The 13,131-nt window shown below is 40.2% G+C and carries 10 protein-coding genes and 1 tRNA gene; 10 read left to right on the top strand and 1 reads right to left on the bottom strand.

The features are described from left to right. From murD to ACJG85_RS00690, 10 genes are all read left to right on the top strand, one after another. Positions 1 to 1,338 (top strand): UDP-N-acetylmuramoyl-L-alanine--D-glutamate ligase, encoded by a 1,338-nt coding sequence (gene murD / locus ACJG85_RS00735; protein ID WP_412476701.1) that lies wholly within the window; start codon positions 1 to 3, stop codon positions 1,336 to 1,338. A gap of 74 nt (positions 1,339 to 1,412) precedes the next feature. Next, positions 1,413 to 2,723, top strand: coding sequence for an FtsW/RodA/SpoVE family cell cycle protein (locus ACJG85_RS00730; RefSeq protein ID WP_409676629.1), 1,311 nt, complete (start codon positions 1,413 to 1,415; stop codon positions 2,721 to 2,723). After that, positions 2,724 to 3,815: an undecaprenyldiphospho-muramoylpentapeptide beta-N-acetylglucosaminyltransferase gene (gene murG, locus ACJG85_RS00725; protein WP_412476700.1), complete on the top strand. Its 1,092-nt coding sequence runs from the start codon at positions 2,724 to 2,726 to the stop codon at positions 3,813 to 3,815. It abuts the gene before it with no gap. 38 nt (positions 3,816 to 3,853) lie between these two features. Continuing rightward, entirely contained in the window at positions 3,854 to 5,194 is a 1,341-nt protein-coding gene (gene murC, locus ACJG85_RS00720; protein WP_409676635.1) for a UDP-N-acetylmuramate--L-alanine ligase, read from the top strand. Beyond that, entirely contained in the window at positions 5,191 to 5,913 is a 723-nt protein-coding gene (locus ACJG85_RS00715; protein ID WP_409676638.1) for a cell division protein FtsQ, read from the top strand. Before murC ends, ACJG85_RS00715 begins: the two co-directional genes overlap by 4 nt. A gap of 6 nt (positions 5,914 to 5,919) precedes the next feature. Then, positions 5,920 to 7,305 carry a cell division protein FtsA gene (gene ftsA, locus ACJG85_RS00710; protein ID WP_412464594.1) on the top strand — a complete coding sequence of 462 codons (1,386 nt, stop codon included), beginning with the start codon at positions 5,920 to 5,922 and terminating at the stop codon, positions 7,303 to 7,305. A gap of 35 nt (positions 7,306 to 7,340) precedes the next feature. Next, on the top strand, positions 7,341 to 9,308 hold the full coding sequence (ftsZ, locus tag ACJG85_RS00705) for a cell division protein FtsZ (protein ID WP_412476699.1): 1,968 nt from the start codon (positions 7,341 to 7,343) through the stop codon (positions 9,306 to 9,308). 296 nt (positions 9,309 to 9,604) lie between these two features. Beyond that, positions 9,605 to 10,054 (top strand): GatB/YqeY domain-containing protein, encoded by a 450-nt coding sequence (locus ACJG85_RS00700; RefSeq protein WP_412464593.1) that lies wholly within the window; start codon positions 9,605 to 9,607, stop codon positions 10,052 to 10,054. A 101-nt stretch (positions 10,055 to 10,155) separates the two neighbouring features. After that, a tRNA-Arg gene (locus tag ACJG85_RS00695) sits at positions 10,156 to 10,229 on the top strand. Positions 10,230 to 10,644: 415 nt separating this feature from the next. Then, positions 10,645 to 11,457 carry a zinc-dependent peptidase gene (locus ACJG85_RS00690; RefSeq protein ID WP_409676650.1) on the top strand — a complete coding sequence of 271 codons (813 nt, stop codon included), beginning with the start codon at positions 10,645 to 10,647 and terminating at the stop codon, positions 11,455 to 11,457. Between the two features lie 3 nt (positions 11,458 to 11,460). Here ACJG85_RS00690 and ACJG85_RS00685 read toward each other — a convergent pair whose 3' ends face one another. Beyond that, on the bottom strand, positions 11,461 to 13,131 hold the full coding sequence (locus ACJG85_RS00685) for a sodium/sugar symporter (RefSeq protein WP_409676653.1): 1,671 nt from the start codon (positions 13,129 to 13,131) through the stop codon (positions 11,461 to 11,463).

Genomic DNA, 13,131 nt, shown 5'->3' with positions numbered 1-13,131 from the left:
ATGAAGCGATTGGTTGTACTTGGCGGAGGTGAGAGTGGTGTGGGAACCGCCATTTTAGGTAGGAAAGAAGGCTACGAGGTATTCGTGTCCGATTTCGGAAAAATAACAGATAAATACAAAAACGTTCTTACACAATATAACATTGATTGGGAAGAGGAAAAACACACCGAAGCACTGCTTCTGAATGCCGATGTAGTGATGAAAAGTCCCGGAATTCCGGACAAAGCGCCAATGGTAAAAAAATTGGTTGAAAAAGGAATACCGGTTATTTCTGAAATCGAGTTTGCTTACCCGTTTACCAAAGCCAAAACCATCGGAATTACAGGAAGCAACGGGAAAACGACCACGACTATGCTAACGTATCATTTGCTCAAAGAAGGCGGATTAAACGTAGGCTTAGGCGGAAATATCGGAAAAAGCTTTGCCTGGCAAGTGGCCGAAGAAAACTACGATTACTATGTATTGGAATTGAGTAGTTTTCAGTTAGACGGAATCATAAATTACAAACCGGACATAGCGGTGTTGACCAACATCAGTCCCGATCATTTAGACCGATATGAGTATCAATATGAAAATTATATCGCCTCTAAATTCAGAATCACAATGAACCAAACGGAAGCTGATTTTTTCATCTACGACGCCGATGACGAAGCAATAACCGAATGGTTAAAAAACAATAAAACAAAAGCACAAACTATACCTTTTTCGTTATCAAAAACCTTTGAAAACGGAGCCTTTATTAAAAACGACGACACTATGGATATTATCATCAACAACGAAGAATTTGAAATGAAGACCGCTGACATTTCATTGGAAGGAAAACACAACATGAAAAACGCTATGGCCGCTACTTCAGTAGCCCAACTGATGAAAATCAGAAAGCAAACCATACGCGAAAGTTTGTCAAATTTCCAAGGCGTTGAACATCGTTTAGAAAAAGTACTAAAAATTCAAAATGTACAGTACATCAACGACAGCAAAGCTACCAATGTGAATGCTACATTCTTTGCTCTCGACAGTATGACTGTGCCAACCGTTTGGATTGTTGGGGGTGTAGACAAAGGAAACGACTACAGCGAGTTGATGCCTTTGGTGCGTGAAAAGGTAAAAGCCATCATCTGTTTGGGCTTAGACAATAAAAAAATCATCGATGCTTTCAGCGATGTTGTAGATATGATGGTAGAAGTAGATAACATGCGCGATGCGGTAAATACCGCCAAACATTTAGCGGAAAAAGGCGATACGGTATTGTTGTCACCGGCTTGTGCCAGCTTTGATTTGTTCCAAAACTATGAAGACAGAGGAAATCAATTTAAGGCAGCAGTAAAGAATTTATAAATAAGGATTCAGGAATCAGGATTTAGGAATTAGCTAAATCCTAAATCCTAAATCCCAAATCCTAAATCATAAAAATGAAAGAACTCATTCACAGTTTAAAAGGAGATAAAGTCATCTGGGCCTTCGTTGCCTTGTTGGCCTTGTTTTCGTTTATGCCTGTGTTTAGTGCGAGTAGTAATTTGGCTTATATGCGTCATGGTTCGGGTAATGCTTTAACTTATTTGCTCAAGCACGGCGCACAAGTTTTTGTTGGGTTTTTTATTTTATACAAAATTCACAAAGTGCCTTACCATTATTTCAGAACCATTTCACGCTTGTTATTACCGGTGGTTTGGGTACTATTGGTGTATACTTTGCTCAACGGTACGGTGATTCAAGGAGCTAACGCCAGTAGATGGATCCAAATTCCATTTATCGGAATTACGTTTCAAACCTCTACTTTGGCTTCTATAGTGTTGTATGTTTTTGTGGCACGATACTTATCCAAAACCCGCGAAACGCCCATTACTTTCCAAAATTCTTTGTGGGAATTGTGGACGCCGGTTTTCATCACTATTGCCTTGATTCTTCCGGCTAACTTATCCACTGCGGCTTTGATTTTTGCTATGGTAGTGATGTTGGCTTTTATCGGGAAATACCCAATTAAGTACATTGGTATTATTTTAGGAGCCGGGATAATAGGACTGACCTTCTTTATTTTGGTGGCCAAACAATTTCCGGATGCTTTTCCTAACCGTGTGGATACTTGGATTAACCGTATCGACAATTTTACAACCGACAAACCCGATGAAGACGATTATCAAATCGAGAAAGCCAAAATTGCTATAGCGTCAGGAGGAGTTTATGGGTTAGGTCCGGGTAAAAGTGTACAGAAAAATTTCTTGCCGCAATCGTCCTCCGACTTTATCTATGCAATCATAGTCGAAGAATACGGTTTATTCGGCGGAATATTGGTTTTAAGTATGTACTTATTGTTGTTATTCCGATTTGTAGTCGCAGCACACAAAGCCAATTCAATGTTCGGAAAGTTAGTCGTTGTTGGATTGGGGTTCCCGATAATTTTTCAGGCTATGACCAATATGGCGGTGGCGGTGGAATTATTGCCGGTAACCGGACAAACTTTACCACTAATAAGTAGCGGGGGGAGCTCGATTTGGATGACCTGTATCGCACTCGGAATCATATTGAGTGTAACTAAGAAAGAAGAAGAAATTGCAGAGGAATTGGCCGAAAAACAAAAACGTGAAGACGCGCTGCAGCGCATGATAGATAAACAATTACAAGAGGAAGAAGCTGCAGAAAAAGCAGCGGAACAAGCCGAATTGGAAAGTTATTCCATCCAAGAAGATGCTAATCCGTTGGAACCTATTTTGAAGAAAAAGTAAATGAAAAAGTTGAAATTCATAGTAAGCGGCGGCGGTACTGGCGGACATATTTATCCGGCTATTGCCATTGCCAATGAGTTAAAGTCTCGATTCCCTGAGGCGGAATTTCTTTTTGTAGGCGCCAGCGATAAAATGGAAATGCAAAAAGTGCCGCAAGCCGGATACAAAATCGAAGGCTTATGGATAGCAGGTTTGCAACGAAAATTGACCTTGCAAAACATGTTGTTTCCTTTTAAACTTATGAGCAGTTTGTGGAAATCGAGAAAAATTATCAGAAAGTTTAAACCCGATGTAGTTATTGGTACAGGCGGTTTTGCCAGCGGACCATTGTTACAAGCGGCGAACAGTATGAATATACCAACAGTTATTCAGGAACAAAATTCCTATCCGGGCATTACCAATAAATTGTTGAGTAAAAAAGCGAACGCGATTTGTGTAGCCTATGAAAATTTAGAACGATTTTTTCCAAAAGATAAAATTGTTTTTACGGGAAATCCTGTTCGTCAGGATTTGTTGGATGTTAGCTCTAAAAAGGCCGAGGGAATTGCTCATTTCAACTTGGATTCGACTAAAAAAACCTTGTTAGTTCTTGGCGGAAGTTTGGGCGCTAGAAGGGTGAATCAGTTAATTGCCAAAGAACTCGATTTTATATTGGCCAACGGAGTACAAGTTTTTTGGCAATGCGGTAAGTTGTATTACGACGAATACCAACATTTCAACGAAAGAGAAAATGTGCAAGTCGTAGCATTTATCGATAAAATGGACTTGATTTATGCCGCAACTGATGTTGTTATTTCTCGTGCCGGTGCTTCATCGGTATCCGAGTTGTGTTTGGTGGGTAAACCAACTATTTTCATCCCGTCGCCCAACGTAGCCGAAGACCATCAAGCCAAAAATGCCAAAGCCATAGCCGATAAAAATGGTGCTGTTTTATTGCATGAAAGCGAATTGGACGAACAATTTGAAACTACATTTTCCAAGTTGTTAGCCGATGAAAATTGGCAAAAGGAGCTTAGTCAAAATATTAAAAAGTTGGCCAAACCCAACGCCACCAAAGATATAGTAGAAGAAATAATTAAATTAATAAAGTAAACTCAGCCACTCAGTGACTCAGCTACTCAGTAACTCAAATGAATCTAAACCAAATCCATAACGTCTATTTCATCGGCATCGGAGGCATCGGGATGAGTGCCTTGGCGCGTTATTTCCAGCACATCGGGAAAAAAGTTTCGGGTTATGATAAAACCCCAACCATGTTAACCGATGAGTTAAAGGCTTCCGGGATGGATATTCATTTTGAAGACAATATCAACTTAATTCCAAAAGATTTTTATGTCGAAAATACACTCGTAATCATTACACCGGCCGTTCCGATTACGCATTCAGAGTGGAATTATTTTTTAGAGCGAGAGTATGTGGTTAAAAAACGCGCCGAAGTGTTAGGTATCATCACCAAAGATACTTTTTGTTTCGCTGTGGCCGGTACACATGGTAAAACCACTACTTCCAGTATTTTAGGCCATATTCTTTACGAAAGTGGTGCCGATGTTACTGCTTTTTTAGGCGGAATTGTCGAAAATTACCATTCCAATTTAATCGGCAGCGGCAAAACCGTTACTGTAGTGGAAGCCGATGAGTTCGATCGTTCATTTTTGCATTTGCATCCGGATATCGCTTGCGTAACTTCAATGGATGCGGATCACTTAGATATTTACGGCGATGCTACCGCCATTGAGGATTCTTTTAGAGAATTTGCCAATAAAGTAGCTGATAAGAACCAACTTTTTGTCCCAAAAGGGTTGCCGTTAGAAGGGTTAACTATCGGTATCAATGAAGAAGCAACCTATAGCGCTTTCAACATCCGAATTGAAAACGGGTTTTATGTTTTTGATGTGCAAACACCATCGGAAACCATCCGCGATTTGCAATTTGGCTTACCCGGAAGACACAATTTGATGAATGCCCTGATGGCTTTGGCAATGGCTAAAACTTATGGTACCCCAACCGAGTCCATTGCTAAGGCCTTGGCTTCATTCAAAGGAATCCAACGCCGATTTTCGTATCAAATCAAGACAAATGACTTGGTTTATGTTGATGATTATGCGCACCATCCAACCGAAATTAACGCCGTACACCAAGCGGTTCGTGAGTTGTATCCGGGTGAAAAAGTGTTGGCTGTATTCCAACCGCATTTGTTCAGCAGAACCAAAGATTTTGCCGATGATTTTGCCAAAAGTTTGTCACAATTCGACGAAATTTTGTTGTTAGATATTTATCCTGCAAGAGAATTACCCATGGAAGGCATTACGTCAAGTTGGTTACTTTCCAAAATGGAAAATCCCAATAAAAAACTAATTTCTAAGGGCGATTTAATCCCCGCAATTTTAGAAAGTAGTGCTAAAATAATAGTGACCATCGGTGCAGGAGATATTGGAGAATTGGTTCCGAAAATTAAATTGGCTTTGTCATGAAAATGTTGACCTGGACAAATATCAGATTGCTGTTGATGATTTTCGTTGTCATCTTCCTGTTTTCGTTCACTTCGCACCGAAATGCGAAGCGAAAAATTGCAAAAACTGAGGTCGTTTTTGTAGGCGAAAACAGTCTTTTTTTAAAGCCTGAAACGGTTAATAAATTGTTAATAGAAAAAAATCGGGACCTAAAAACTATCAATAAAGATGGTTTAGATTTGAATAAATTGGAAAAAACTGTCAGCAGTCATGAAATGATTCACAAGGCTGATGTTTTTGTCAGTGTTGATGGGGTTTTAAAAGCAGTGGTGGAACAAAAACAACCTCTTGGAAGAGTGTTTGAGGAAACCGGTTCCTTTTATATTGATTATGAGGGAAATAAAATGCCGTTATCTGAAAATTATGCGGCAAGAGTGCCCTTAGTTTCAGGTGAAATTACGGCAGTAAAAAAAGAGAAATTGGCTGAAGTTTTGAAACAAATTGCGGAAGATGATTTTTTGAAAAAAAACATCATAGGCGTACAAATTTTATCCAACGGAAGCATGGTAATGGCCAACCGAAATTATGATTACCAAATTGATTTCGGGAGAACTATCAACATCGAAAGAAAATTTAAGAATTATAAAGCCTTTTTTCAGAAGGCTGTTTCCGACAGCACTTTGGAAAAGTACCGAAGAATTAATTTAAAGTTTACCAAGCAAGTGGTGTGCATTAAATAGAAGATTATGGAAAAAGAGAATATTGCAGTAGGGTTAGACATTGGGACAACCAAGATTGTAGCCATGATTGGCAAGAAAAATGAGTATGGGAAATTGGAGATTTTGGGCGTTGGCAAATCCAAAAGCCTTGGTGTGGCTCGCGGTGTGGTAAACAATATTACCCAAACCATTCAGTCTATTCAGCAAGCTGTTCTTGAGGCGGAAAATAATTCAGGTTACAAAATCAACGATGTGGTAGTCGGTATTGCCGGACAACACATCAGAAGCATACAACACACGGATTATGTTATCCGTACCAATCCGGAAGAGGTAATCAGTGGCAGAGACATACAGTTGCTGATTGACCAAGTGAACAAATTGGCCATGTTGCCGGGCGAAGAAATCATCCATGTATTGCCGCAAGAATTCAAAATTGACGGACAAACGGAGATTAAAGAACCTATCGGGATGTATGGGGCTCGCTTGGAAGCCAGTTTTCATGTGGTAGTCGGACAAGCGTCTTCCATCAGAAATGTGGGCAGATGTATCCAAAGTTCCGGCATCGAATTGTCGGGCTTAACTTTAGAACCATTGGCTTCAGCAGATGCAGTTTTAAGTCAGGAAGAAAAAGAAGCCGGGGTAGCCTTGATTGATATCGGAGGCGGAACAACCGATTTGGCTATTTTTAAAGACGGCATCATTCGTCATACCGCAGTAGTACCTTTTGGTGGAAATGTGATTACTGATGACATCAAAGAAGGCTGTTCGATTATAGAAAAACAAGCCGAATTGTTAAAAGTAAAATTCGGTTCTGCTTGGCCGGGCGAAAATAAAGACAACGAAATTGTGTCTATTCCGGGCCTTAGAGGAAGAGATCCGAAAGAGATTTCGCTTAAAAATTTATCGAAAATTATCCACGCCAGAGTCGTGGAGATTATAGAGCAAGTATTTACCGAAATTAAAGCTTACGGACACGAAGATCCGCGTAAAAAGTTAATTGCCGGAATTGTGCTAACCGGAGGCGGTTCGCAACTCAAACATATCAAGCAGTTGGTGGAATACATCACCGGTATGGATACCAGAATAGGTTACCCTAACGAACATTTGGCGGGTAATTCGGGTGAAGAAATTTCCAGTCCGTTGTTTGCCACCGCAGTTGGATTGGTGATGAACAGCATCGAAAACAACTCTAACAGTGCTTACAAAATAGAACTGAAAGAAGTAGTGGCCGAAGCCCCGAAAGCTACAGCACAACAACCGGTTTTCGAGCCGAAAGAAGAGGTTGCCGCAACCATTGAACAACCGGTGGAAGTGGAAAAACCAATCGAACGCGAGACAGAAAAGCAAATCAAACGTTCGTTTTTTGATCGCTATGTAGACAAGATCAAAGATTTTTTAGATAACGCAGAGTAAAGAATAACAGAATAAATACCTAACACCAAAATAGTATGATAAGCAACTCAGAATTTGGAAGCATCTCATTTGATTTACCAAAGAATCAATCAAATGTGATCAAAGTAATCGGTGTTGGTGGCGGCGGAAGTAACGCTATCAATCACATGTTCAAACAAGGAATCAAAGGTGTAGATTTCATTGTATGTAACACCGACTCACAGGCACTTCAAAACAGTCCGGTACCTAACAAAATTCAGTTAGGGGTTAACCTTACCGAAGGTCTTGGCGCAGGCGCTAATCCCGATGTTGGACACCAATCGGCTCTGGAAAGTGTAGGCGAAATCGAAAAAATGTTGGACAGCAATACCAAAATGGTTTTCATCACAGCCGGTATGGGCGGTGGAACCGGAACCGGTGCTGCTCCTGTAATTGCTCAATTGGCCAAAGAAAGAGATATTCTTACTGTGGGAATCGTGACTATTCCTTTCCAATTTGAAGGAAAAGTACGTTCGGAACAAGCGTTGTTAGGCGTTGAAAAATTAAGAAAACAAGTTGATTCTTTGATTGTTATCAATAACAATAAACTGAGAGAAGTGTACGGAAACTTAGGTTTCAAAGCCGGATTCTCCAAAGCCGATGAAGTGTTGGCTACTGCTTCTCGCGGTATTGCCGAAGTAATTACACACCACTACACGCAAAACATCGACTTAAAAGACGCTAAGACTGTATTGTCTAACAGCGGCACTGCTATTATGGGTTCTGCTGTGGCTACCGGAGACAACCGTGCCAAAGAGGCTATTATTACCGCTTTGGATTCTCCATTGTTAAACGATAATAAAATTACAGGAGCTAAAAACGTATTGTTGCTTATCGTTTCAGGCTCTAACGAGATTACTATTGACGAAATCGGAGAAATCAATGACCACATCCAAACCGAAGCAGGCTACAATGCTAACATCATCATGGGTGTTGGTGAAGACGAAAGCTTGGGCGAAGCCATCGCGGTAACCATTATCGCTACCGGTTTCAATGTAGAACAACAAAACGGTATCGTAAACGTAGACAGTCAAAAAATTGTTCACGCTTTGGAAGATGATCAAAAATTGGTGCGCGACTTAACGCAAAAACCGGTGGAAGTTTTCCAAAATACTATAGAAACACCAAAAGCGGAATCGCCTTCAGAAAAAATCGTATTCGAATTAATCGAAGAAGAAGTGGCTGCTCCTGAGGTTGAATTCACTATACAAGAAACGGTACAAACTCCGGCTGCTATCAACGAAAACGAGTTGATTGCCATGAACCAATTCATTCGCAACTTAGACGTGACTTTTGAAATCGTTTCGCCTATCAAAGACATCGATTTCAAAGTAACAACACCTGAGGTAAAAGCTATGGAAGTGGTTGAGCCTATCAATGCCGTTGAAGAAGAACAAATCACTTTCACTTTCGATATGCCTGCTGCAACGCCGGTATTCGAAAAAGCGGAAACCGTAGAAGAAAACAAAATTGTATTCGATTTGTCTGAAGCCAACGAAATTGTAGTCAACGAGCCTGTGCAATTTGTGCCGGTTACTGAACTAAATGAAGGCGGCGTAATCAAATATTCCTTGGAAGAGTACATGGAGTTGGAAAACGACTTGTTAAACTCTAAACCGGCCGCTAAAGTAGTAGAAGAGCCAATCGTTGAAGAGTTGAACTTTACCATGAAAGTGGAAACCGAAAAGCCGCAAGCGGTGAACTATTTCGACGAAGTATCTCCGGTAGAAATGACCATCGAAGAAACTTTGAAACACAGAGCCGATGAGCGCAGAAGAAAATTAAAAGAGTTCAATTACAAATTCCACAACAATCCGTCACGAATTGAGGAATTGGAAAAAGAACCCGCATACAAAAGATTGGGTGTTGACCTGTCAAACAACACCGGCAATAACGCAAACTCCAGAATGTCTTTAGGAACCGATAGTAACGACGATTTACAAATCCGTACCAACAATTCGTTTTTACATGACAATGTGGATTAAAAATTAGGAATAAGAGTTGGGCTAAAGCTCATATACCTGAAGTCCACCGGACTTCCTCCTCTTACTCTCAAATACGATAACGTAGATTAGTCTGCCATTTTTCTAATCGAACAACCCGAAAATTTCCTTGAGATTTTCGGGTTATTTTTTTACCTTCGCAGTGCTTTTTGGAGCGAATGGTTCGGGCAGTTTCAGTGATCCTTATTCCCGCTTTCCGCGCTACACGGTAGCTAGCTACAATCGGGGCTAAAGAGCCAACCATATTTAATGTCTAAAATTTAATATCTAATATCAAGATGAGTTTAGAAACCCAAATCATGGATGAAATGAAAAACGCCATGAGAGCCAAAGATACTGTTGCTTTAGAAGCCTTAAGAGCTATCAAATCAGGCATCATCTTAGCCAAAACCGAAGCCGGTGCCGGCGATACTTTGTCAGCCGACGATGAAATCAAGTTATTGCAACGTTTGGTAAAACAACGCAAAGACAGCGCTGCTATTTTCCAACAACAAAACCGAGCTGATTTGGCAGAACCTGAATTGGCACAAGTAGCCGTAATCGAGAAATTCCTTCCTGCGCAATTGTCTGAAGCCGAAGTAGAAGTTGCAGTAGCGGCAATTATAGCTGAAGGCGGTTTTTCAGGTATGGCTTCCATGGGACAAGTAATGGGGAAAGCCTCAGCTGCTTTGGCCGGTAAAACCGATGGTAAAACCATTTCGACTATCGTTAAAAAATTATTAGCTTAAATTGATTAAAGAATTAGGAATTAGGAATTAGGAATTAGGAATTAGGAATTAGGATTTTTTTAAATCCTTAATCCAAGAATCCTCAATCTCAAATAAATAAAGGCTGCGTAGTTCAACTGGATAGAATATCAGATTTCGGCTCTGAGGGTTGGGGGTTCGAATCCCTTCGCGGTCACGAATAAATACAATAGCCAAGAAAATGTCCAAGCTTGCTTGAGCATTTTCTTGGCTATTGTATTTTCAAAGCGGAGCTTTGAGGGATGTTGCGCAGCAAAATCCTTATGTCCAAGCTTGCTTGAGCATTTTCTTGGCTATTGTATTTTCAAAGCGGAGCTTTGAGGGATGTTGCGCAGCAAAATCCTTATGTCCAAGCTTGCTTGAGCATTTTCTTGGCTATTGTATTTTCAAAGCGGAGCTTTGAGATTTGAAATTAAAAGGAGGACAGCCGGTGGCTGTCAGGTATTAGAAAAGCGCTTTTGCGCTCTTCTATGCTTTTCAAAGCGGAACTTAGAATTTTGCTTCGCAAAATCCCTTCGCGGTCACTTAATAAGCTCAAGGCAACTCTTGGGCATTTTTTATATCTTTAGCCAATGGAACTTTTTATAGCCCTTATTGTCCTTTTTATATTGGGTTCGTTGTTAATCTATACAGGAATGTTTTTGATTAGTTTGCTGGACGATCTCAGCATTGCCCTTTTTGAAAAACCACTTTATATTCACTTATATCTAAAACCCAAATCGATAACGCCACAACAGGAGTTTTTCTTGAAACAACAGTTCGACTTTTATCAGAAGCTTTCGGATAAGCACAAAACCTATTTTCACCATCGAATGGCTTCTTTTATCGAACGATATGAGTTTATCCCCAGAGAAGATTTTCAAATAACGCAAGAAGTCCAAACATTAGTTGCCGGTACTTATGTTATGCTGACTTTCGGAATGCGACGTTATTTAGTGGATGCCTTTGATAAAATCATCATCTATCCTGAGGAATATTATTCTAAGCATTCAGAGGATTATCATAAAGGAGAGTTCAATCCACGGATGAAAGCAGTAGTTTTTTCTTGGAAGCATTTTACAGAAGGCTATCAAGTGAATAACGACAATCTTAATCTCGGGATACACGAGTTTTCGCATGTTATTCACCACCATAGCTTAAGAAGCAACGACGGCAGTTCTTTAGCCTTTAGAAAGCATTATGATAAGCTCCATGAGCAAGTAAACCATCCGCCCAATCGCCAACGCTTAATTGATTCGGAGTATTTTCGCATTTATGCTTTTACCAACCAATTTGAATTTATCTCGGTCATCATCGAACATTATTTTGAAACGCCCAACGAGTTTAAATTACAGTTCCCCGAATTGTTTCAATTGGTGAGCAAAATGCTCAATCATAAGCATTAAGGATTACCAAAACAAAGTGTATAAAGCCGCTAGTAAAGAAACTATTACTAACATCCCAACGGTAAAGCTTGGCGACATTCTAAACATTGTTTTGTCTACTTCCAAACCATTTGGTTTGACTCCGTTTTTGTTTTCATAAATACTGATCAAATACATCCCTATTACACAAAGTGCAAAGACGAATCCCATTCTGTCAATAAACGGCATTTCGTAAACACCTTCAGCATTTGGTACGGCAAATCCCATCGGATGTAAAAATGACAAATCTGTAAATGACGGCATGAACTTGAAAAATATCGACATCAAGAATCCGCCAATGGTAGCAAAAAGTGCGGCATTTGAGGTGGTTTTTTTCCAAAAGAAGCCCAGGATAAACATGGCAAAAACGCCGGGGCTAACAAAGCCCGTATATTCTTGGATATATTGAAAACCGCCTTTTTTATCAATCCCTAAAAACGGCGCTACAGCCACAGCAATGATCATCGCGGTAATGATGGTTAGTTTCCCAATGTTTACTAATTTCTTTTCATCGGCTATAACATTGATTTTTTCTTTGTAAATGTCTAAAGTGAATATGGTGGCAATACTGTTGGCTTTCCCTGCTAAAGAGGCTACGATGGCCGCTGTTAGGGCAGCAAAAGACAAACCTTTTAAACCAACGGGTAATAAGTTTAACAAAATTGGATAGGCGCGGTCGGGATTTACACTGCCGTCTTGTAACATCTCGGTTTGAAAATGGCCGTTTTGGTATAAAACATAAGCGGCAATTCCGGGTAAGACAACGATTACAGGCATTAATAATTTTAAGAAAGCCGCAAATAAAATGCCTCCGCGAGCTGTTTTTAAGTCGGCACCCAAAGCTCTTTGCGTGATGTATTGGTTGCAACCCCAATAATTCAGATTAATGATCAACATCCCACCAATTAATACCGACAAACCGGGTAAATCCATATAATTCGGATTTGAAGCGTCGAAGATCATGTGGAAATGGTCATCGGCTTTCTCTCGCATCAAATTAAACCCGCTGATAACGCCTTCGGAACCAAATTCTGTAGCCACTAAATTTAAAGCTAAATAAGTGGTTACTAAGCCGCCTAATATCAAAAAGAAGACTTGAATGACGTCTGTGTAACCAATCACTTTCATGCCGCCCAACGTAATCATCACTGCGAAGAAGGCTAAAAATACCATACAGAAAGTGATATTCAATCCCGAAATACTGCTAATAGCTAAAGCGCCTAAATACAATATAGAAGTTAGGTTTACCAATACATAAAGCAGCAACCAAAATACCGCCATTATCATCGCTACATTGCTGTTGTAGCGTTTGTTAAGGTATTGTGGCATGGTGAAAATTTTGTTTTTCAAATATACCGGCATAAAGAAAACGGCAACAATTACTAAGGTTGCCGCAGCCATCCATTCGTAAGTAGCAATCGCCAATCCCATTTTGAAACCGCTGCCACTCATCCCGATGAATTGTTCGGCACTGATGTTACTGGCAATCAACGATGCACCAATGGCCCACCAAGTCAGTGAACCTTCGGCTAAGAAGTAATCGTTACTGCTGGTTTGCGCTTTCTTTTTGCGGTTGTAAATCCAAATGCCGTAGCCGACAATAATGACGAAATACGCGAAGAAAACAATGTAGTCTTGGGTGGCTAAAGTTTGCAT

It is taken from the genome of Flavobacterium mekongense (assembly GCF_047038255.1).
Lineage (GTDB): Bacteria > Bacteroidota > Bacteroidia > Flavobacteriales > Flavobacteriaceae > Flavobacterium > Flavobacterium mekongense.
This window is presented reverse-complemented; position numbering and strand designations above follow the sequence as displayed.

Bases quoted from the DNA above. Each gene is read 5' to 3' on its own strand.
- ftsZ (WP_412476699.1), top strand. From the start codon at position 7,341: ATGATAAGCAACTCAGAATTTGGAAGCATCTCATTTGATTTACCAAAG.
- ACJG85_RS00715 (WP_409676638.1), top strand. From the start codon at position 5,191: ATGAAAATGTTGACCTGGACAAATATCAGATTGCTGTTGATGATTTTC.
- ftsA (WP_412464594.1), top strand. From the start codon at position 5,920: ATGGAAAAAGAGAATATTGCAGTAGGGTTAGACATTGGGACAACCAAG.
- ACJG85_RS00685 (WP_409676653.1), bottom strand. From the start codon at position 13,131: ATGCAAACTTTAGCCACCCAAGACTACATTGTTTTCTTCGCGTATTTC.
- ACJG85_RS00700 (WP_412464593.1), top strand. From the start codon at position 9,605: ATGAGTTTAGAAACCCAAATCATGGATGAAATGAAAAACGCCATGAGA.
- ACJG85_RS00690 (WP_409676650.1), top strand. From the start codon at position 10,645: ATGGAACTTTTTATAGCCCTTATTGTCCTTTTTATATTGGGTTCGTTG.
- murG (WP_412476700.1), top strand. From the start codon at position 2,724: ATGAAAAAGTTGAAATTCATAGTAAGCGGCGGCGGTACTGGCGGACAT.
- murD (WP_412476701.1), top strand. From the start codon at position 1: ATGAAGCGATTGGTTGTACTTGGCGGAGGTGAGAGTGGTGTGGGAACC.
- murC (WP_409676635.1), top strand. From the start codon at position 3,854: ATGAATCTAAACCAAATCCATAACGTCTATTTCATCGGCATCGGAGGC.
- ACJG85_RS00730 (WP_409676629.1), top strand. From the start codon at position 1,413: ATGAAAGAACTCATTCACAGTTTAAAAGGAGATAAAGTCATCTGGGCC.